Source organism: Pseudoxanthomonas sp. SL93 (assembly GCF_026625825.1).
GTDB lineage: Bacteria > Pseudomonadota > Gammaproteobacteria > Xanthomonadales > Xanthomonadaceae > Pseudoxanthomonas_A.
Genome location: NZ_CP113065.1, coordinates 436,459 through 458,088, shown reverse-complemented (window position 1 = coordinate 458,088; position 21,630 = coordinate 436,459). Strand labels below are relative to the sequence as shown.

At 65.7% G+C, this 21,630-nt stretch carries 17 protein-coding genes and 1 tRNA gene; 1 reads left to right on the top strand and 17 read right to left on the bottom strand.

What is annotated here, in order from left to right:
- Positions 1-99: 99 nt before the first annotated feature.
- The 3 genes from pnp to truB all read right to left on the bottom strand — a co-directional run bounded on the left by pnp (position 100) and on the right by truB (position 3,751).
- The gene (gene pnp, locus OVA13_RS02105; RefSeq protein WP_267792178.1) at positions 100-2,208 is read right to left on the bottom strand and encodes a polyribonucleotide nucleotidyltransferase; all 2,109 of its coding nucleotides are present in this window, start codon (positions 2,206-2,208) and stop codon (positions 100-102) included.
- Positions 2,209-2,379: 171 nt separating this feature from the next.
- Complete coding sequence (rpsO, locus tag OVA13_RS02100; RefSeq protein ID WP_267792177.1) at positions 2,380-2,640, bottom strand: 30S ribosomal protein S15; 261 nt, start codon at positions 2,638-2,640, stop codon at positions 2,380-2,382.
- A 148-nt stretch (positions 2,641-2,788) separates the two neighbouring features.
- Positions 2,789-3,751 (bottom strand): tRNA pseudouridine(55) synthase TruB, encoded by a 963-nt coding sequence (gene truB, locus OVA13_RS02095; protein ID WP_267792176.1) that lies wholly within the window; start codon positions 3,749-3,751, stop codon positions 2,789-2,791.
- A 184-nt stretch (positions 3,752-3,935) separates the two neighbouring features.
- Here truB and OVA13_RS02090 point away from each other — a divergent pair, with 184 nt between their 5' ends.
- A complete protein-coding gene (locus OVA13_RS02090) occupies positions 3,936-4,403 on the top strand; it encodes a hypothetical protein (RefSeq protein ID WP_267792175.1) in 468 nt (155 codons plus the stop codon).
- Positions 4,404-4,405: 2 nt separating this feature from the next.
- Here the strand turns inward: OVA13_RS02090 and rbfA are convergent, their stop codons facing one another.
- The 14 genes from rbfA to nuoF all read right to left on the bottom strand — a co-directional run bounded on the left by rbfA (position 4,406) and on the right by nuoF (position 21,626).
- Entirely contained in the window at positions 4,406-4,762 is a 357-nt protein-coding gene (gene rbfA, locus OVA13_RS02085; RefSeq protein ID WP_267792174.1) for a 30S ribosome-binding factor RbfA, read from the bottom strand.
- Positions 4,763-4,874: 112 nt separating this feature from the next.
- The gene (gene infB / locus OVA13_RS02080) at positions 4,875-7,520 is read right to left on the bottom strand and encodes a translation initiation factor IF-2 (RefSeq protein ID WP_267792173.1); all 2,646 of its coding nucleotides are present in this window, start codon (positions 7,518-7,520) and stop codon (positions 4,875-4,877) included.
- Positions 7,521-7,665: 145 nt separating this feature from the next.
- On the bottom strand, positions 7,666-9,177 hold the full coding sequence (nusA, locus tag OVA13_RS02075; RefSeq protein WP_267792172.1) for a transcription termination factor NusA: 1,512 nt from the start codon (positions 9,175-9,177) through the stop codon (positions 7,666-7,668).
- Positions 9,178-9,180: 3 nt separating this feature from the next.
- Entirely contained in the window at positions 9,181-9,822 is a 642-nt protein-coding gene (rimP, locus tag OVA13_RS02070; protein WP_267792171.1) for a ribosome maturation factor RimP, read from the bottom strand.
- Positions 9,823-9,988: 166 nt separating this feature from the next.
- Positions 9,989-10,065: transfer RNA gene (locus OVA13_RS02065), tRNA-Met, on the bottom strand.
- Positions 10,066-10,195: 130 nt separating this feature from the next.
- Positions 10,196-11,656, bottom strand: coding sequence for an NADH-quinone oxidoreductase subunit NuoN (nuoN, locus tag OVA13_RS02060; protein WP_267792170.1), 1,461 nt, complete (start codon positions 11,654-11,656; stop codon positions 10,196-10,198).
- Between the two features lie 9 nt (positions 11,657-11,665).
- Positions 11,666-13,177, bottom strand: coding sequence for an NADH-quinone oxidoreductase subunit M (locus tag OVA13_RS02055; protein ID WP_267792169.1), 1,512 nt, complete (start codon positions 13,175-13,177; stop codon positions 11,666-11,668).
- A gap of 62 nt (positions 13,178-13,239) precedes the next feature.
- The gene (gene nuoL / locus OVA13_RS02050) at positions 13,240-15,456 is read right to left on the bottom strand and encodes an NADH-quinone oxidoreductase subunit L (RefSeq protein ID WP_267792168.1); all 2,217 of its coding nucleotides are present in this window, start codon (positions 15,454-15,456) and stop codon (positions 13,240-13,242) included.
- Between the two features lie 7 nt (positions 15,457-15,463).
- Positions 15,464-15,769 carry an NADH-quinone oxidoreductase subunit NuoK gene (nuoK, locus tag OVA13_RS02045; RefSeq protein ID WP_192201411.1) on the bottom strand — a complete coding sequence of 102 codons (306 nt, stop codon included), beginning with the start codon at positions 15,767-15,769 and terminating at the stop codon, positions 15,464-15,466.
- Complete coding sequence (locus OVA13_RS02040; protein ID WP_267792167.1) at positions 15,766-16,419, bottom strand: NADH-quinone oxidoreductase subunit J; 654 nt, start codon at positions 16,417-16,419, stop codon at positions 15,766-15,768. Before OVA13_RS02040 ends, nuoK begins: the two co-directional genes overlap by 4 nt.
- Before the next feature lie 10 nt (positions 16,420-16,429).
- The gene (gene nuoI, locus OVA13_RS02035; RefSeq protein WP_055943845.1) at positions 16,430-16,918 is read right to left on the bottom strand and encodes an NADH-quinone oxidoreductase subunit NuoI; all 489 of its coding nucleotides are present in this window, start codon (positions 16,916-16,918) and stop codon (positions 16,430-16,432) included.
- Positions 16,919-18,010 (bottom strand): NADH-quinone oxidoreductase subunit NuoH, encoded by a 1,092-nt coding sequence (nuoH, locus tag OVA13_RS02030; RefSeq protein WP_267792166.1) that lies wholly within the window; start codon positions 18,008-18,010, stop codon positions 16,919-16,921. It abuts the gene before it with no gap.
- Positions 18,007-20,244 (bottom strand): NADH-quinone oxidoreductase subunit NuoG, encoded by a 2,238-nt coding sequence (nuoG, locus tag OVA13_RS02025; RefSeq protein ID WP_267792165.1) that lies wholly within the window; start codon positions 20,242-20,244, stop codon positions 18,007-18,009. Before nuoG ends, nuoH begins: the two co-directional genes overlap by 4 nt.
- Positions 20,241-21,626 (bottom strand): NADH-quinone oxidoreductase subunit NuoF, encoded by a 1,386-nt coding sequence (nuoF, locus tag OVA13_RS02020; RefSeq protein ID WP_267792164.1) that lies wholly within the window; start codon positions 21,624-21,626, stop codon positions 20,241-20,243. Before nuoF ends, nuoG begins: the two co-directional genes overlap by 4 nt.
- Positions 21,627-21,630: the final 4 nt, after the last annotated feature.

Here is a 21,630-nt window from a genome sequence, read left to right as displayed (position 1 = left end):
GGGAGAGGGAGGAGTCGCACTTCTCACGGTCCATGCCCGCGGCAAAGAAAAAGCGGGCCGAAGCCCGCTTTTCCGTATCGCATCGCGATGTCGTGCGGCTTACTCGGCCGACACGCCCTCGCCTTCTTCCACGGCCTTGATCGACAGGCGGATGCGGCCCTGCTTGTCGACTTCCAGCACCTTGACCTTGACCACGTCGCCTTCCTTCAGCGCGTCGCTGACCTTCTCGACGCGGTCGTTGGAGATCTGCGACACGTGCACCAGGCCGTCCTTGCCCGGCAGGATGGTGACGAACGCACCGAAGTCCATGATCTTGGCGACCTTGCCTTCGTAGATGCGGCCCGGCTCGACGTCGGACGTGATCTGCTCGATGCGGGCCTTGGCGGCCTGGCCGGCGGCGCCGTTCACCGAGGCGATGGTGATGGTGCCGTCGTCCTGGATGTCGATCTGCGTGCCGGTTTCCTTGGTGATGGCCTGGATCACCGAACCGCCCTTGCCGATCACTTCGCGGATCTTGTCGGGGTGGATCTTGATGGTGATCAGGCGCGGCGCGAACTCGCTCAGCTCCTGGCGCGGCGACGTCATCGCATGGGCCATTTCACCCAGGATGTGCAACCGGCCGGCCTTCGCCTGCGTCAGCGCCTGCTTCATGATCTCTTCGGTGATGCCTTCGATCTTGATGTCCATCTGCAGCGCGGACACGCCGTTGGCGGTACCGGCGACCTTGAAGTCCATGTCGCCCAGGTGGTCTTCGTCACCCAGGATGTCGCTCAGCACGACGAAGTCGTTGCCTTCCTTCACCAGGCCCATCGCGATGCCGGCCACCGGCGCCTTGATCGGCACACCGGCATCCATCAGCGCCAGCGAGCTGCCGCAGACCGAGGCCATCGAGGAGGAGCCGTTCGATTCGGTGATTTCCGAGACAACGCGGATGGTGTACGGGAAGGCTTCCATCGTCGGCATCACGGCGAGCACGCCGCGCTTGGCGAGACGGCCGTGGCCGATTTCGCGACGCTTCGGGCCCATCATGCGGCCGGCTTCGCCCACCGAGAACGGGGGGAAGTTGTAGTGGAACAGGAAGTGGTCCTTCCACTCGCCGGCGACGGCGTCGATCACCTGGCCATCACGGGCGGTGCCCAGGGTGACGGCGACGATCGCCTGCGTCTCGCCACGGGTGAACAGCGAGGAGCCGTGCACGCGCGGCAGCACGCTGACCTTGGAGGAGATCGGGCGGACGGTGTCCAGCGCACGGCCGTCGATGCGGACCCTGGTGGCCAGCACGGAACCGCGCATGGTCTGGTATTCCAGCTCGCCGAATTCCTTCGACAGCGCGCCGGGGGCCCAGCCGTCGGCTTCGGCACGGCCGGCCAGCTGCTGCAGCACGTCCTTCTTGATCGCGGCGATGGCGTCGCGGCGCTGCAGCTTGTCGCGCACCTGGAAGGCGGCCTCGAGCTGGGTGCCCACGGCTTCCTTCAGGGCGGCGATCATTGCCTCGTTCTTGGCCGGCGCCGACCATTCCCAGTTCTTGGTACCGGCTTCCACCACCAACTCGTTGATGATGTGGATGACCTTCTGCATTTCGCGGTGGCCGAACATCACGGCGCCCAGCATCACGTCTTCGGACAGTTCGGCGGCTTCGGATTCCACCATCAGCACGGCGTTGGACGTACCGGCGACGACGAGCTCCAGCTTGGAGTCCTTCAGTTCGCTGACGGTCGGGTTCAACACGTATTCGCCGTTGATGTAGCCGACCTTGGCGGCACCGATCGGACCGTTGAACGGCGCGCCGGTCAGGGCGACGGCGGCGGAGGCGCCGATCAGCGCCGGGATGTCGCCGTCGATTTCCGGGTTCAGCGACATCACCGTGGCGATGACCTGCACTTCATTGCGGAATTCTTCCGGGAACAGCGGGCGCAGCGGGCGATCGATCAGGCGGGAGATCAGCGTCTCCTTCTCGGTCGCGCGACCTTCGCGCTTGAAGAAGCCACCGGGGATGCGGCCGCCGGCGTAGAACTTCTCCTGGTAGTCGACCGTCAGCGGGAAGAAGTCCTGCCCTTCGCGGGCCGACTTCGCCGCCACGGCGGTGACCAGCAGCACGGTGTCATCGAACTTGACGATGACGGCACCGCCAGCCTGGCGGGCGACTTCGCCGGTTTCCAGGGTGACCTGGTGCTTGCCGTACTGGAAGGTCTTGGTAATTTTTGCCACGTTTGATTCCTTGGTGATGCGCTATCGGTTGAACCGCATGCGACCCATGCCGCAGACGGATGGCCGGGTTGGTCCGGCCAGGTGTTGCAGTGGTGGAAAATGTCCGCCGGGACTTTTCGCTTCCCGGAAATGCAAACCGCGGCGCATCACTGCGCCGCGGTCGGTATGGGTTTAACGACGCAGGCCGAGTTTCTCGATCAGGGTCTTGTAGCGCTCGTTGTCTTTCTTCTTGAGGTAGTCAAGCAGGCTGCGGCGGCGGTTGACCAGCTGCAGCAGACCACGGCGGCTGTGGTGATCCTTCTTGTGGGTCTTGAAGTGGCCGCTCAGGTGTTCGATGCGGGCGGTCAGCAGGGCGACCTGGACTTCCGGCGAGCCGGTGTCGTTGGTGCCGCGCTTGTTATCTTCAATGACTTTCTGGGTATCGATGGACATGTAGGTTCTCTTGATGCGTGGTCAGCAGGAACGCCGGAGATACCGGGGTAAGCCGGGGCACCGCTTGACTCGCCGTGAAAGGATAGAGGAATGGCCGGGCAAAACCGGCGGCGTAGTGTAGCCGCGGGGGACCTTGTGAAACAAGGCTTTATTGCGCGGGGAGCGGGCTCGTGGCCCCGTTCACGCTGGCCCAGGTGAACAACCGCTGTGGCGAAAGCTTGCCGTCGGCATCGACGGTTGCCAGCCCCAGTACGCGCCCCTCGGGCCCGTGGATCGCCACGGGGCCGGCGCTGGGCGGGTGACCGTGCAGTCGCTGGCCCTGCCCCAGGCGATGGGCGGCGGCGGCGTCCACGTCGATGCGGGGGAAGCCGGCCAGGCCGGCCTCGATCGGCAACAGGCAGGCATCCAGTTCAGTTTCGCCACCCTGTTCAGCAAGGGCCTGAAGGGCCTCCAGCGTGAACATGCGCGGCTGCCGGAAGGGCTCCACCCACAGTCGGCGCAGCTGGGCCACGTGCGCACCGCAGCCCAGCGTCTCACCCAGGTCGCGGACAAGGCTGCGCACATAGGTGCCGGACCCGCATTCGATCCGCAACGTGAGCTGGCGTGGCTGCATGTCCAGCACCTGGATGGCGTGCACCTGGACATCCCGCTCCGGCGCTTCGATGGTTTCACCGCGGCGGGCCTTCGCATACAGCGGCTCACCGCCCTGCTTCAGCGCCGAATAGACGGGTGCGCGCTGGCGGATATGTCCCCGGAGCGGCGCGAGCGCCGCCTGCAACGTGTCGGCGTCGAAGGCGGGTACCGCCCGTTCCAGCAAGACCTGGCCGTCAGCGTCATCGGTATCGGTGGTGGCGCCCAGCGTGGCGACCGTGTCGTACGCCTTGCGCGACCCCAGCAGCAGGCCTGCGATCTTGGTGGCTTCACCGAAGCACAACGGCAGCAGGCCGGTGGCGAGCGGATCGAGGCTGCCGGTGTGCCCGCCCTTCTCCGCGCGGAACAGCCGGCGTGCCGCCTGCAGTGCCGCGTTCGAACTCATGCCCTGCGGCTTGTCGAGCAGCAGCAGGCCATCGAGGCGACGGAAGGGAATCCTGTTGGGCTTGTTCTGCTTCATCCGTAGGTCTGGAGGCCAGGCGATCTCACTTTTGATGCAACATTTGATTCAGGCTGGTTACGGCATCGTCCGCACGGCACCTGAGCCGCGTTGTGGTGCAAGCGCCCGCACGTGCACAACGGACCGCACGCACGCCCGCATGCCGCGTTGCCGAACGTACTCCACCCTGCCTGACGAACAGTGCATGATCCCACTCCTGCGGCATAACGCAATTTTCTTCGCCCTGCTGGCCTTGCCTCAAGGTGTCGCCGCGCAAACGCAGGACGCGGCGACAATACCCCCCGTTTCCTCCGCTGCCGGACCGGCTGCGCAGGACGTCACGACGATGGAGGCGGTGAAAGTGGTGGCCCCACGTCCGCCACCGGAAACGGTGGACCTGTACCGCAACCGCAACCCCATCCAGGTGGACTCCACCCGCTTCAACCGCCACTGGGACGAGGCGCCCAGCCTGGAAGAAGTCGGCAAGCGGGGCGGTTATGTGCAGCTGGGCATCAACTACGCCATCGGGAAGGTCGGCGAAGCCGTCACGCGGACACCGGGCTGGAAAGCGCAGGTCCAGGCTGCGACAGCGCGGCCTCCTCCGGCCTTCGACGAACAACAGTTGCGGCGCGCCACGCAGGCCTGCCAGGCAGAGCGCCAGACCTGCGAATAGACTCAGTCTTCGGACTTGGGCAGGTCGCGCAGCAGGTTGTCGATGCGCTCGCCGCGGTCCACGGAATCGTCGTAGTGGAAATGCAGCTCGGGGACGTGGCGCATCTTGACCCGGCGGGCCAGTTCCATGCGCAGGCCCCAGGCCAGTTCCTTTAGGCCCTTCATCGCCTCGACGGAACGCTCGGGCATCAGCGCGGTGACGAAGACCTTGGCATGCGCCATGTCGCGGGTGACTTCCACGTCGGAAACGCTGACCGACGGCAGGCCGTGCTCGCGCACGGCCTCGTGCACCAGCGTGCCCAGCTCGCGACGGAGCTGGGCGGAAACGCGGTCGGTGCGATGGAACGACTTGGTAGGCACGTGATGGGTGATTCGCTATTCGTGATTCGTGGAAAACGGAGCCGGGACTGGGAAAGGACTCATGATCCGTCGTTGCGGATCACGAATCCCCGTTCCCGGATCACGCGCACCCTTACAGGGTGCGCTGCACTTCGATGCGCTCGAAGCACTCGATCTGGTCGCCCGGCTTGACGTCGTTGTAGGCCTTCACGCCGATGCCGCATTCGGTACCGTTGCGCACTTCGTCGACGTTCTCCTTGAAGCGGCGCAGCGATTCCAGTTCGCCTTCGAAGACCACCGTGCTGTCGCGCAGCACGCGGATGGGCTTGTTCCGCTTGACCACGCCCTCGATGACCATGCAGCCGGCCACCGCACCGAACTTGGAGCTGCGGAACACGTCGCGGACCTGCGCGATGCCGATGATCTCTTCGCGGATCTCCACGCCCAGCAGGCCGGAGGCCACCTGCTTCACCTGGTCGATCACGTCATAGATGATCGAGAAGTAACGCAGGTCCACGCCATTGGCTTCGATGATGCGACGCGCGGAGGCGTCGGCACGCACGTTGAAGCCGATCACGGTGGCCTTGGAGGTGACGGCCGAATTGGCGTCGGACTCGGTGATGCCGCCCACGCCGGAGCTGATGATGTTGATGCGGATGGATTCATTGGACAGCGCGGTCAGCGAGTGGCGCAGTGCTTCGACCGAACCTTGCACGTCGCCCTTGATGATCAGGTTCAGGCTGAGCTGGCCATCGCCCTTGCCCAGCTGCGCCATGATGTCTTCCATGCGGCTGCCGGCGGACTGCACCAGGCGCGATTCACGGCGCTTGGCATCACGCTGCTGCGCGACGTCCTTGGCCAGGCGCTCGTCCTCGACCACGACGAAGTCGTCGCCGGCCTCGGGTACGCCGGACAGACCCAGCACCTGCACGGGGATGGACGGGCCAGCCGACGGCGGCTGGCCGCCGGTCTCGTCGAACAGCGCACGCACGCGGCCGTACTGCACGCCGCAGACCAGGTAGTCGCCCTTCTTCAGGGTGCCTTGCTGCACCAGCACCGTGGCAACCGGGCCACGGCCCTTGTCCAGCGAGGACTCGATGACCACGCCGGTGGCGCGGCCGTCGACGACGGCCTTCAGTTCCAGCACTTCGGCCTGGATGGAGATGGCGTCCAGCAGGTCGTCCACGCCTTGGCCCGTCTTGGCGGAGATTTCCACCATCTGGGTGTCGCCGCCGAAGTCTTCGGCGACCACTTCCTCGGCCAGCAGTTCGTTCTTCACGCGCAGCGGGTCGGCGTCGGACTTGTCGATCTTGTTGACCGCCACGATCAGCGGCACCTTGGCCGACTTGGCGTGCTGGATGGCTTCACGGGTCTGCGGCATGACGCCGTCATCGGCCGCGACCACCAGCACCACGATATCGGTCAGCTTGGCGCCACGGGCACGCATCGCGGTGAACGCGGCATGGCCAGGGGTATCCAGGAAGCTGATGACGCCCTTCGGCGTTTCCACGTGGTACGCACCGATGTGCTGGGTGATGCCGCCGGCTTCGCCGCTGGCGATCTTGGTGCGGCGGATGTAGTCCAGCAGCGAGGTCTTGCCATGGTCGACGTGACCCATGATGGTGACCACCGGCGGACGCGAGATCTTGTCGCCCTGCACTTCCTCGGTATGCGCCAGCAGTTCGCTCTCGACGTCGTTGGCGTCGGCGCGCACGGGCTTGTGGCCCAGCTCTTCGGTGATCAGCGCCGCGGTGTCGTGGTCGATGCTCTGGGTGATGGTGGCCATCACGCCCATCTTGAACAGCGCCTTCACCACGTCACCGCCCTTCAGCGCGAGCTTCTGCGCCAGGTCGGCCACGGTGATGGTTTCGCCGATGGCCACTTCACGCACGACCGGTGCGGTCGGGCGTTCGAAACCATGGCTGCCACTGCCGCCACGGCTCTGTTCCATGTGACGCTTGGGCTTGGGCTTGCCGCGCGAGGCGCCGCGACGGGCACGATCGGCAGCGGACAGGTGCAGCTGGCCGGCGAAGCGGCTGGTGCTGTCGTCGTCCTCGACACCGGCAACCATCGCGTGCGAACCGCGAGTCTTGTGCTTGGCGGCGGCCGCGTTGCGGTCGTCCACGCGCGGCGGATCCTTGCGGACCGGCGGCTTGGGTACATGGTGGCCGGGCGTCGGCTTGGCGGGGCGCGGCGCGGTCTCGTCACCGTCCACGGGCGTGGCACCGGCGGCCAGGGCGGCGGCCTCTGCTTCGGCCTGCGCACGGGCGGCATCGGCTTCGGCGCGCACGGCCGCTTCTTCCTGGCGGCGGCGCTCCTGTTCCTCGGCGCGACGGGCGTCGTCCTGGGCCAGGCGCTTCTGCTCATCCAGGTTGCGCTGGCGCGATTCCTCCAGCTTGCGCAGGATCTCCGCGCGCTCCGGATCGGCCTCGTTCTGCCAGTTGGTGGTGACCAGCTCGGAGTCGGCGGGCTTCACGTAGGTGCGCTTCTGGCGCACCTCCACGTTGACCGTGGTCTTCGTGCGGCCGGCGGCGACGGTCACTTCCTGCACCTTGCGGCGGGCCAGGGTGATCTTCTTCGGCGCAGCGTCATCCGCGGGCGCTTCGGCCTTGCCGTGAGAGCGCTTCAGGAAGCCGAGCAGCTTCACTTTTTCCATGCTGGTCACGACCTGGTCGGGACCGCTGAAGCTCATGCCGGCCTCGGCCAGCTGCTCCAGAAGTTTCTCGACCGGCGTGTTGACCAGTTCAGCCAGCTTGCGGATGGTGGTTTGCTGCGACATTCGGATCCTAGGTTCTGTGTTGCGCCTCCCCGCGTTGGGCCGGGATGCGCAGCTTTTCTATGGTGCGGATTCTAAGCCCTGCGGGTGCCAGGGCGGGGTTCATTGGTGGCTCATGCGCCGGGTTCCAGGCGGGCCGGGGCGGCGCTCACGCGCCACGCTCCAGACGAGCAATCTCTTCGGCGCGGGCAGCCAGGATCAGCGCCGCGGCACGGCCCTCGTCCAGGCCCTCGATGCCGAACTCGACCACTTCGTCGGCGGCCAGGTCGGACAGGTCCTCGCTGGTGCGGACGCCATGCGAGGCCAGCGCGTAGGCGGTTTCCTCATCCATGCCGTCCAAGGCCAGCAGGTCGTCGGCCGGGTGGTTCTCTTCCAGGCCTTCTTCCTCGGCCAGGGCTTCGTTGAGCAGCGCGTCGCGGGCCCGCGAACGCAGCTCCTCGACGATGTCCTCGTCGAAGCCTTCCACCGCCAGCAGCTCGCCGACCGGCACGTAGGCGATTTCCTCGACCGTGCTGAAGCCTTCGCTGACCAGGATGGCCGAGATTTCCTCGTCCACTTCCAGCTTGTCCATGAACAGCTGGCGGGCGACGGCCTGTTCGGCCTCCGACTTGGCGGCCACCTGGTCCTGGGTCATGACGTTGAGCTGCCAGCCGGTCAGGCGGCTGGCCAGGCGGACGTTCTGCCCGCCCTTGCCGATGGCCTGCGCCAGGCGGTCTTCCGCCACGGCCAGGTCCATCGAGTGCTTCTCTTCATCGACGATGATGGACTGCACTTCCGCCGGCGCCATCGCATTGATGACGAAGGTGGCCGGATTGTCGTTCCACAGCACGATGTCCACGCGCTCGCCGTTCAGCTCGTTGCTGACCGCCTGCACGCGCGAACCGCGCATGCCGATGCAGGCGCCGATGGGATCGGTGCGGGTGTCGTGCGCGAGCACGGCGATCTTGGCGCGGTCGCCCGGGTCGCGTGCGCAGGCCTTGATCTCCACCAGGCCCTGGCCCACTTCAGGCACTTCCAGCTTGAACAGCTCGATCATGAATTCCGGGGCGGCGCGGCTGATGAACAGCTGCGGGCCGCGTGGTTCGTAGCGCACGTCGAACAGGTAGCCGCGGACGCGGTCGCCGGCGCGCAGCACGTCGCGCGGGATGCCCTTGTCCTTCGGAATGAAGGCCTCGGCGTTGCCGCCCAGGTCCACGTAGATGTTGCCGCGCTCGGCGCGCTTGACCACGCCGGTGACCAGCTCGCCCACGCGGTCCTTCCACGCATCGACCACCTGCGCGCGCTCGGCCTCGCGGACGCGCTGCACGATGACCTGCTTGGCGGCCTGCGCGGCGATGCGGCCGAAATCGGGGTTCTCGATCTTTTCTTCGATCCAGTCGCCCACTTCGGCGCCATCGCTTTCGTCGACGGCGTCCATCAGGCGGATCTGGCGGTCGGGCGATTCCATCACCACGTCATCGGCCACCACTTCCCAGCGGCGGTACGTTTCGTAGCTGCCGTCCTTGTGGTCGATGGTGACGCGGACCTGCACGTCCTGGTCCATGTAGCGCTTCTTGGCGGCGGACGCCAATGCGGCTTCGATCGCATCGAAGATCACTTCGCGCGGCACGCCCTTTTCGTTGGCGACCGCATCCACCACCAGCAACAATTCCTTACTCATTGATCACTCCGCGCGCGGCTTGCCGGCCGCCGGTTGGTTGGGTTTGCTCTTGCTTTTCTTGGCCGGGGCGCGCTTGGCGGCACCGGTCCTGGAATTCGGTTTTTCGTCGGCCTTCGGCTTCGGCTTGCGTCCCGCGCCGGCGCCGGGCTTTTCGGGTGCCAGACCCAGGGCGGCCCAGTCGGGGACCAGACGACCCTTGTCGATATTATCGAACGAGACCGTCAGCTCGGCATCTTCGACGGTGAAGATGACGTTCTCGCCTTCGATCCGGCTGATCCGGCCCTGCAGGCGGCGGCGGCCATCCTGCGGCAGCTTCAGCACGACCTTGGCCGATTCGCCGACGAAGCGGGCGTAATGGTCCAGGCTGAACAGCGGGCGGTCGACGCCGGGCGAGGATACCTCCAGCGTGTAGTTGCCGGTGATGGGGTCTTCCACGTCCAGCTGCGCCGAGACTTCGCGGCTCACCGCCTCGCAGTCCTCGATGTTGACGAAGCGGCTTTCACGCTCGCTTTCCTGCACATCGATGTAGAGACGCAGTGTCGCGCTGCCGGGAGCCGGCAGATATTCCGCACCCAGCAGTTCCAGGCCGAGGGCCTGCACGGTGGGGGCAAGCAGATGGGCGATTTGGTTGGCCTTTTCGCTCACGGTTGTCCTGTGCCGGGTTTCAGAGTGCGGAAAACAACAAGGGGCCCGCTGGGCCCCTTGTCCGATACGCTGGATTTCGGTTGGAAGACGGGAACATGCGTCTTCCTTTGCCCGAGCCTTCATGGTGGGAAGCCCCTGATGATGGGACTTCCCGGTCTTGAAAACTTGGTAGCGGGGGCAGGATTTGAACCTGCGACCTTCGGGTTATGAGCCCGACGAGCTGCCAGACTGCTCCACCCCGCAGCAGAAGCGAAATTATGATGAATACGCCGGTTTATTGCAAGCCTTGATTGGCAATCAACTGAAACGGCGTGTTCATCATCAAGGCCGGCGACGGTGTCACCGGCCCGTAACGAACCGTGTCGCGCGTGGCTCAGCCTGCGAAGGCGAGCTTGCACCACGCCATGATCGGGCCCCAGAAGATGCCCAGCGCCAGCAGGGCCAGCGCATTGACGCCGAAGACGATCGGCACCACGCGATCGGCGCGCGGCGGCGGAATCTCGCCGACCGGTTCGTCAAAGTACATCACCTTGATCACGCGCAGGTAGTAGAACGCACCGATCACCGCGCAGACCACGCCGACCAGCGCCAGCCACAGGAAGCCACCATTGACGGCGGCACCCAGCACGACCAGCTTGGCCCAGAAGCCCAGGAACGGCGGAATGCCGGCCAGCGAGGCCATGACGCACAGCACGAGGCCCGCCTGCCAGGGGTTGCGGGCATTCAGGCCCTTGAAGTCGTCGATCTTGTCGGCTTCGAAACCCTGTCGCGAGAGCACGATGATGGCGCCGAACGCGGCGGCCGACATGATGGCGTAGCAGATGCCGTAGAACAGGGCCGCGGCATACCCCGCTTCGCCACCGCCGGCGAAGCCGACCAGCAGGAAGCCCACGTGCGACACCGTCGAATAGGCCAGCATGCGCTTGAGGTTGGTCTGGGCGATGGCGATGACATTGCCGATCACCAGCGACGCCGCGGCCAGGCCGGCCAGCAGCCATTGCCACTGCGCGCCCGCCGGGCCCACGCCGTCCTGCAGCAGGCGGAATGCCATGCCGAAGGCTGCCAGCTTGGGCGCGGAACTGATGAACAGCGTCACCGGCGTCGGTGCGCCCTGGTAGACGTCGGGCAGCCACATGTGGAACGGCGCCGCGCCCAGCTTGAACGCCACGCCGGCGACCATGAACACGACGCCGGTCAACAGCAGCAGGCGGTCGTCGCCGCCCGCCAGGGCCTGGCTGGTGGCTTCGAAGATGGCCGGCAGGTGCAGCGAACCGGTCGCGCCATAGATCAGCGACATGCCGTACAGCAGCAGGCCGGAGGCCAGCGAGCCCAGCACGATGTACTTCATCGCCGCTTCCGACGACAGGCCGTCATCGCGGTTCAGCGCGACCAGCGCGTAGGAGCACAGCGCCAGCAGTTCCAGGCCCAAGTAGACCATCACCAGGCTGCCGGCCGAGACCATCATCATCATGCCGGCGGTGGCCAGCAGCACCAGGACCGGCACCTCGCCGGGATACAGGTCGCGTTCGCGCAGGTACGGCCAGGCATAGACCAGCGACAGGCCGCTGACGGCCACGATCACCAGCTTGCTGACGTCGGCCAGGGTGTCGCGCACGAACATGCCGCTGAACACAGTGCCCTGCCCGCCCACGCCCGTGGCCAGCATCCAGACCACCACCGCGATGACCAGCAGCGAAAGCGCATGGGTGATCACGCGGCGCGAATTGTCCAGGAACAGGTCCAGCATCAGCAGCGCGAAGGCGCCCCCGATCAGGATCAGCTCCGGCAGCAGCGGCTGCAGGTCGGCGGCGGAGATTGGCATCGGCGTCGTCATCATTCGTCCTTACAGCTTGCTGTTGGCGAGCTGCATCGCCAGTTGCGCGATCGAGGGCTCCATCAGGTCGGTCAGCGGCTTGGGATACAGGCCCAGCGCCAGCACGCCCACCGCGAAGCCACCCAGTACCAGCGCTTCGCGCAGGTTGACGTCCTTCAGTTCGGCCACGTGGCTGTTGGCCACCTCGCCGAAGATCACGCGCTTGACCAGCCACAGCGTGTAGGCGGCACCGATCACCAGCGTGGTGGCCGCGAAGAACGCGATCAGCGGGTGCTTCTGGAAGCTGGCCAGGATGACCATGAACTCGCCGACGAAGCCGCTGGTGCCGGGCAGGCCGGAATTGGCCATGCCGAACAGCACGAAGAACGCGGCGAACCACGGCATGGTGTTCACCACCCCGCCGTAATCCTTGATCATTCGCGTGTGCATGCGGTCGTACAGTACGCCCACGCAGGTGAACATGGCGCCGGAAATGAAGCCATGGCTGATCATCTGCACCATGGCGCCCTGCAGGCCGAGGCGCGCGCCATCCAGGTTGCCGTAATCACGGACCAGGCCGAAGGCGATGAAGATGCCCAGAGTGACGAAGCCCATGTGCGAGACCGACGAATAGGCGATCAGCTTCTTCATGTCGTCCTGCACCAGCGCCACCAGGCCCACGTAGACCACCGCGATCAGCGACAGCACGATGACGAAGGTCGCCCATTCGTGGCCGGCATCCGGCACGATCGGCAGGCTGAAGCGCAGCAGGCCGTAGCCACCGATCTTCAGCGCGATGGCCGCTAGGATCACAGAGCCGGCGGTCGGTGCTTCCACGTGCGCATCCGGCAGCCAGGTATGCACCGGGAACATCGGGATCTTCACCGCGAAGGCGATCAGGAAGGCGAAGAACAGCCACATCTGTTCCTTCGCATCCAGCGGCATGGCGTACAGGTCGGCCAGCTGGAAGCTTCCGCCCTTGATGTACAGGTATACCAGTCCGACCAGCATCAGCACCGAGCCGAGGAACGTGTACAGGAAGAATTTCAGCGAGGCGTAGATGCGGCGCGGGCCACCCCAGACACCGATGATCAGGAACATCGGCACCAGCATCGCTTCGAAGAACACGTAGAACAGCATGGCGTCGCTGGCCGCGAAGATGCCGTTGGTCAGGCCCTCCAGGATCAGGAACGCGGCCACGTACTGCGACACGCGCTTGTTCACCGAGCCCCAGGCACCGGCCAGGGTCAGCACGGTGATCAAGGTGTTCAGCAGCAGCAGCGCCACCGCTATGCCATCGGCGCCGACGTTGTAGTAGATGTCGAAGCTGGAGATCCACGCATGGCTCTCGACGAACTGCAGGCCCGGGTTGGTACGGTCGAAGCCGGTCAGCAGGCCCAGGCTGAAGACGAAGGTCAGCACCGCGATCGCGAAGCCCAGCCAGCGGGCGGCATTCGCGCGGGCATTGCCCAACGCAAGCACCAGCGCGCCACCCAGGATGGGCAACCAGATCAAAACACTCAGCAGGGGCCAGTTCGACACGTTGTGGTATCCGTTTAGTTCGTCGCCAGGACAGTCATTGCCACGGCATTGCTGTCAGGTCGTTACTGCCAGAACTTGATGATCACGGCCAGCAGGGCGATCAGGCCCAGGATCATCGCGAAGGCATAGTGGTACAGGTAACCGGATTGCGTACGGCGCAGCAGCTGCGCGCCCAGGTCGATCAGCCGCGCCGTGCCGTTGACCGCCGCACCGTCGATCACGTGCGTGTCGATGGCGCGCGATACCTTGCCCAGCTTGACGCCGCCACCGGCGAAGCCGCCGATCCACAGGTCGTCCATGCCGTACTTGTTCTCCAGGATGCGCACCGGCAGCGCGAAGAACCTGCGCAGCCTGGCCGGCCATTCGGTCTTCCAGAGGTACAGGACCGACGCCAGCACGAAGCCACCCAGTGCCAACCAGAACGGCGCTGCCTGCATGCCATGCAGCGCGTACTTCACGGGACCGTGCCAGAGCTCGGCCTTCAACGCCGCCACCGTGTCCGAGGACGGCGTGATGAAGTCGATCGCGCCCAGGAAGAAGGGCAGCTGCTCGTGATGGCCGCTCCAGTCGGTGCCGAACAGCATCGGACCGACCGTGAAGTAGCCGATGAAGATCGAAGGAATCGCCAGCAGGATCAGCGGCAGGGTGACGACCCACGGGGATTCATGCGGCTCGTGCGCACCATGGTGACCATGGCCGTGATCGTCATGGGCATGGTCATGGTGTGCGTCATGGCCATGGTCGGCATGGGCGTCGCGGAAGCGCTCCTTGCCGTGGAAGGTCAGGTACAGCAGGCGGAAGCTGTAGAAGCTGGTCACGAACACGCCCAGCAGGATGGCCCAGTAGCCGTAGGTGGCGATCCATTCGCTGGGGCCGTTGATGCCCTGCGGCGCCATCGTGCCCAGCTCGGCCAGCTTGCTGTTGAACTCGTGCGCCACGTGCTGGTGGTGCTTGGCCGCCTCGATGATGGTGTCCTTCGAGTAGAAGCCGGAGAAGAACGGCGTGCCCACCAGCGCCAGCGTGCCGATCAGGCTGGTGATCCAGGTGATGGGCATGTACCTGCGCAGGCCACCCATCTTCCGCATGTCCTGTTCGTGGTGCATGCCGATGATGACCGAGCCCGCCGCCAGGAACAGCAGCGCCTTGAAGAAGGCGTGCGTCATCAGGTGGAACACCGCCGCCGAGTAGGCCGACACGCCCAGCGCGACCGTCATGTAGCCCAGCTGCGACAGCGTGGAATACGCCACCACGCGCTTGATGTCGTTCTGCACGATGCCGATCAGGCCGGTGAACAAGGCCGTGGTCGCGCCGATGAACAGCACGAAGTCCAGCGCCGTCTGCGACAGCTCGAACAGCGGCGACATGCGCGCCACCATGAAGATGCCCGCTGTAACCATGGTCGCGGCGTGGATCAGCGCGGAGATCGGCGTCGGGCCTTCCATCGAGTCGGGCAGCCACACGTGCAGCGGCACCTGCGCCGACTTGCCCATCGCGCCGATGAACAGGCAGATGCACGTCAGCGTGGCGATCGACCAGACGACCGGCTGGTCGAACACCTGCCAGGTCTGGCCGAACAGGCTCACCGCACCGGACCACACCGGGATCGCCTTGCCCGCCAGCATCGGCGCATTGGCGAACACCGTTGCGTAGTCCAGCGTGCCGAACATCAGCAGCACGCAGCCGATGCCCAGCAGGAACCCGAAGTCGCCGACCCGGTTGACCAGGAACGCCTTCATGTTGGCGAAGATCGCGGTCGGCCGCTTGAACCAGAAACCGATCAGCAGGTACGAGACCAGGCCCACCGCTTCCCAGCCGAAGAACAGCTGCAGGAAGTTGTTGCTCATCACCAGCATCAGCATGCTGAAGGTGAACAGCGAGATGTAGCTGAAGAAGCGCTGGTAGCCGGGATCCTCGGACATGTAGCCGATGGTGTACACGTGCACCAGCAGCGACACGAACGTCACCACCACCATCATCATCGCGGTCAGCTTGTCGATCATGAAACCGACATGGCCGCTGTAGCCGCCCACTTCGAAGAAGGTGTACAGGTTCTGGTTGAACGGGGAAGCGCCCAGCGCGACCAGCTGGTACAGCACCCAGCCGGAAAGCGCGCAGCTCGCCGCCACGCCCAGGATGGTGATGGTGTGCGCGCCGGCACGCCCCACCTGCCGCCCGAACAGGCCGGCGATGCTGCTGCCCAGCAGCGGCGCCAGCACGATGGCCAGCAGCACGTTCTTGGAAATGGCTGGCAGTACGCCGTTGAGTTCCAGACCAGTCATCAGTGCATCAGCCTTTGAGCGTATCGACTTCGGCCACGTTGATCGTGCGCCGGGTGCGGAACAGGGTGACCAGGATCGCCAGGCCGATGGCGGCCTCGGCCGCGGCCACGGTCAGGATGAAGAACACGAAGATCTGCCCGGCCGCATCGCCCAGTTCGCGCGAGAAGGCGACGAAGTTGATGTTGACCGACAGCAGCATCAGCTCGATCGACATCAGCAGGACGATGACGTTCTTGCGGTTCAGGAAGATGCCCGCCAGGCTGATGCAGAACAGCACCGCGCCCAGTGCCAGCAGGTGACCGACGGTAATCATGGCGTGCCCTCCCCTTCGCCCGCCGGCGTGGACGGCGCTTCACGCACCGGCTTCTCGGCGTCCATCTTGACCATCCGGATGCGATCGCTGGCCTTCACGCGAGACTGCTCGCCCGGGTCCTGCGTCTTGATGCCGGTGCGCTTGCGCAGCGTCAGCATCACGGCCGCCACCACGGCCACCGTCAGGATCACCGCCGCGAACTCGAACGGCAGCAGGAACTCGGTGAACAGCGTGCGCGCCAGCCAGGCCGTGTTGGACACGTCGGCGGCGGCCGACGCCGCGTTGTCGGGGAACGGCGTGGCGGTGCGCGCCTTGATGCCGATGAGCACCAGCATCTGGCCCAGCATCACCACCGCGACCAGCAGGCCCAGTGGCAGGAACTTCACCCAACCCTCGCGGATCTTGACGATGTCGATGTCCAGCATCATCACCACGAACAGGAACAGCACCATCACCGCGCCCACGTAGACGAGGATCAGGGCGACGCCCAAAAACTCCGCACCCACCAGCAGCCAGGTGCAGGCCACTGAGAAGAACGTCAGGATGAGGCACAGCACGGCATGCACCGGGTTGCGCACGCTGATCACCGCGCCGGCGGCGACGACCGCGACGGTGGCGAAGGCGTAGAAGCTGATCAAAACCCAATCCATTCTTTGGACCTCAGCGGAAGGCGGCGTCGGCGGCGCGGCGTTCGGCGATTTCGGCTTCCAGCCGGTCGCCAATCGCCAGCAGCTGCGGCTTGGTCACGATGTTCTGGCCACGCTTGTCGAAGTGGTACTCCAGCACGTGCGTTTCCACGATCGAATCCACCGGGCAGCTTTCCTCGCAGAAGCCGCAGTAGATGCACTTGAACAGGTCGATGTCGTAGCGGGTGGTACGGCGGGTGCCGTCCTCGCGCGGGGCCGAATCGATGGTGATGGCCAGCGCGGGGCATACGGCTTCGCACAGCTTGCAGGCGATGCAGCGCTCTTCCCCGTTCGGATAGCGGCGCAGCGCATGTAGGCCACGGAAGCGCGGTGACTGCGGGAACTTCTCCATCGGGTACATCAGCGTGTACTTCGGCTTGAAGGTGTACTTCAGCGTCAGCCACAGGCCCTGCATCAGTTCCAGCAGCATCAGGCTCTTGAAGTAGTGCACAACCTTGTTCATTTACACACCCTTCTCGAACACACCGAAGAACACCAGCAACGCCGTCACCGCGATCCAGAAGATCGTGAGCGGAATGAACACCTTCCAGCCCAGGCGCATGATCTGGTCGTAGCGGTAGCGCGGGAAGCTGGCGCGGAACCAGATGTACGCGCTGGCGAAGAACAGCACCTTCAGCAGCAGCCACGGCCAGCCGCCGGTCCAGATCCAGTTGATCCAGGGCGACACGTCGGCGGTGATCCAGCCCTGCAGCGGACTCAGCCAGCCGCCCAGGAAGAACAGCGACACCAGGAAGCTGACCAGGATCATGTTGGCGTATTCGGCCAGGAAGAACAGCGCGAACGCCGCACCCGAGTACTCCACCATGTGGCCGGCGACGATTTCCGATTCGCCTTCGACCACGTCGAACGGCGAACGGTTCGTCTCGGCGACGCCGGACACCCAATACACGATGAACAGCGGGAACAGCGGCAGCCAGAACCACTCGAAGAAGCCGGCGTTGCCCGACTGCGCCATCACGATGTCGGTCAGGTTCAGGCTGCCGGCGGCGATCAGCACGCCCACCAGGGCAAAGCCCATCGCGATCTCGTAGCTGACGACCTGCGCGGCCGACCGCATCGCACCGAGGAAGGCGTACTTCGAATTCGACGCCCAGCCGGCGATGATGATGCCGTACACGCCCAGCGAGGTCATCGCCAGCAGGTACAGCAGGCCGGCATTGGCGTTCGACAGCACCAGCTGGTAGTCGAACGGCACCACCGCCCATGCGGCGAAAGCCGGCGCCAGCGTGATCAGCGGCGCCAGGATGTACATGGTCTTCTGCGCACTGCTGGGCTGGATGATTTCCTTGAACAGCAGCTTGAAGACGTCGGCGAAGGCCTGGAAGATGCCCATGCCCACGTACATCGGCCCGTGGCGCACGTGCATCCAGCCGATCAGCTTGCGCTCCCACACCACGTAGAACGCGACCGAGATGATCACCGGCATGGCGATCACCAGGATCTTCAACACGATCCACAGAACCATGCCGATGTCGCCCAGCCCGAAGAACCACTCGCGCAGGGGGCCGACGGCGTTGATCAACAGCTCGTTCATGCGCTCACCACCGTGACACGTCCCGCGCCCAGCGGCGCGGTCGCGCCGTAGCCGCATTCGATCCACGCCGCGCCTTCGGCGACACGCGCGTCCACCACCACCGGCAGGGTCGCGGTGCCGCTGCCATTGGCGACCTTGGCCACCTGCCCGCCGGTCACGCCCGCGGACTGCGCGTCGGCCGGATTCAGCACGATGCGGGCACCCACGTTCAACGGATGCTCCTGCAGTGCCTTGGCCCGGCGCACGGTGCCGTCGGTGCGGTAGATCGCGTAGCTGACCGCCAGTTGCAGACCGTCGCCCGACACTGCGACCGCCGGCGACCTGGCGATATTGGCCACGGTGGCGCCATCGCCGATCGCGGCGCGCGCGCCGGCCAGGTCGGTGAACTCGAAGCCGGCCAGCTGCAGCTCGCCACCCAGGGCACGCAGCACGCGCCAGCCTTCACGCGCCTCGCCCGGCAGCTTGCCGGCTGCCTGCGTGCGCTGGTCACGGCCATCCAGGTTGGTCAGCGTGCCCTCGATTTCCGGCAACGCGCCGATGGGAAGGATCACGTCGGCGACATCCCGCGTGGACTTGCAGGCGAAGTGGCTGAACGCCACGACCTTCGCCGTTACCAGCGCCTTGGTGGCGGCCGGCGTGTCGGCGAAATCCAGGCCCGGTTCGATGCCGTAGATGACATAGGCGTTGCGCGGCTCGGCGAACATGCCGGCCACGTCGCGACCGCTCGGCAGCACGCCGTGGCGCGCCAGGCCGACGGCATTGGCGCCCTGCGGGATGCGGCACAGCGACGCACCGGTCGCAGCGGCGAAATCGCCGGCGGCGGCGCGCAGCGTGGCGGCCTGCGGATGGTTCTCGACGATGCCACCGACGATCACCACGGCGCGGTTGGCCGAGCTGGCGGCATCGCGCAGCGCGGCGCCATTCAGTGCCTCGCCCAGCTGCGACGGCGCGACGATCTGCTTGCCGGCCAGGCTGAAGGTGAAGTCGAAGTCGACCGGATTCACCACGTGCACGCGGGCGCCCTTGCGGACGGCCTTGCGGATGCGCTGGTGAAGCAGCGGCAGTTCGTGCCGGATGTTGGTGCCGAACAGCACGATGACATCGGCCTGTTCGATCTCCGCCAGCGGCAGCGCGAACGGCTCCGCCACTGCGCCATCGGAGAAGTCGCGGTTGTTGATGCGGTGGTCCAGGTTGCCGCTGCCCAGGCCTGCGGCCAGCTTCGCCAGCAGCCCGCCTTCTTCATTGGACACCGCCGGGTGCACCAGCACACCGAGGCTGTCGCCCCGGTTGGCGCGCAGGATCGCGGCGGCGGCGGCCAGGCCTTCGGCCCAGGACACTTCGCGCCACTCGCCATCGACCTTCTGCAGCGGCTTCACCGCGCGGTCATCGGCGTACAGGCCCTGGTGCGAGTAGCGGTCACGGTCGGACAGCCAGCACTCGTTGACCGCTTCGTTCTCGCGCGGCACCGTCCGCAGCACTTCGCCGCGGCGCGAGTGGTAGAACAGGTTGGACCCCATCGCGTCGTGGAAGCCGACGGATTCGCGCGCGATCAGCTCCCACGGGCGGGCGCGGAACTGGAACACCTTGTTGGTCAGCGCGCCGACCGGGCAGACGTCGATGACGTTGCCGGAGATCTCGGTGGTCAGCGGCTTGCCGTCGTAGGTGCCGATCTGCAGGTTCTCGCCGCGGTACATGCCGCCCAGTTCATAGGTGCCGGCGACGTCCGCGGTGAAGCGCACGCAGCGGGTGCACTGGATGCAGCGGGTCATCTCGGTGGCGACCAGCGGACCGATGTCCTCGTCCGGCACCACACGCTTGCGTTCCTGGAAACGGCTGACCGAACGGCCGTAACCCAGCGACAGGTCCTGCAGCTCGCATTCGCCACCCTGGTCGCAGATCGGGCAGTCCAGCGGATGGTTGATCAGCAGGAATTCCATCACGTTGCGCTGCGACTTCAGTGCCTTCTCGCTGCGCGTGGCGATCTTCATGCCATCCATCACCGGCGTGGCGCAGGCCGGCGCCGGCTTCGGCATCTTTTCCACGTCGACCAGGCACATGCGGCAGTTGGCCGCGATCGGCAGCTTCTCGTGGTAGCAGAAGCGCGGGATCGGGATGCCGGCCTTGTCGGCGGCCTGGATGATCATCGAACCCTTGGGCGCCGCCATCTCGACGCCGTCGATGAAGACGGTGACGTGGTCCGGCGGCAGGTTGGGATTCACGGGCTGCGCACTCACGCGGCCACCTCCAGGTTGGAACGGACCACCGTGCCGTCGCGCTCGTCGTCGACGAGGAAACGCTTGTTCACGATCGCGTATTCGAATTCATGCCAGAAGTGGCGCAGCATGCCCTGCACCGGCCACGCGGCGGCTTCGCCGAACGCGCAGATGGTGTGGCCTTCGATCTGCCCCGCGGCCGCACGCAGCGTCTGCAGGTCCTCCAGGGTGGCCTTGTGTTCGGCCACGCGGGTCAGCATGCGGTACATCCAGCCGGTGCCCTCGCGGCACGGCGTGCACTGGCCGCAGCTTTCCTTGAAGTAGAAGCGCGCGATGCGCTGGCACGCGCGCACCATGCAGGTGGTGTCGTCCATCACGATGACGGCGCCAGACCCCAGGCCCGACCCGGCTTTCTGGATGCTGTCGTAATCCATCGTCAGGCCCATCATGGTCTCGCCCGGCAGCACCGGCATCGACGAACCGCCGGGGATGACCGCCTTGAGCTTGCGGCCCTCGCGCATGCCGCCGCAGAGTTCCAGCAGGTCGGCGAACGAGGTGCCCAGGCGGATCTCATGGTTGCCCGGACGCGCGACGTGGCCGGAGACCGAGAAGATCTTGCAGCCGCCGTTGTTGGGCTTGCCCAGGTTCATGAACCACTCGGCGCCGTTGCGCACGATGGCCGGCACCGACGCGTAGGTTTCGGTGTTGTTGATCGTGGTCGGCTTGCCGTAGAGGCCGAAGTTGGCCGGGAACGGCGGCTTGAAGCGCGGCTGCCCCTTCTTGCCTTCCAGCGACTCCATCAGCGCGGTTTCCTCACCGCAGATGTAGGCGCCCGCGCCGAGCGCGTTGTACAGATCGATGTCCACGCCGGAGCCGAGGATGTTCTTGCCCAGCCAGCCATGCTTGTAGGCTTCGGCGGTGGCTTCTTCCAGGTGCTCGAAGGGCTCGTGGTGGAACTCGCCGCGCAGGTAGTTGTAGCCCACGGTGGAACCGGTGGCGTAGCAGGCGATCGCCATGCCCTCGATCACCGCATGCGGGTTGTAGCGCAGGATGTCGCGGTCCTTGGCGGTGCCCGGCTCGGATTCGTCCGAATTGCAGAGGATGTACTTCTGCATGTCGCCCTTGGGCATGAAGCTCCACTTCAGGCCGGTCGGGAAGCCCGCGCCGCCACGGCCGCGCAGGCCGGACTGCTTGACCATCTCGACCACGTCGGCCGGCGGGATCTTCTCTTCGATGATCCTGCGCAGCGCGGCGTAACCACCGGTCTTGAGGTAGTTCTCGTACGACCACGGCTTGTCGAAGTGCAGCGTGGTGTAGACGGCCTGGTGCTCCTTGGGAGCGGGGCCGACCGGGCCGTAGCCTTCGGAACCGTGCTTGTTTGAATCTGGTGAATGGCCTGCCATGCGC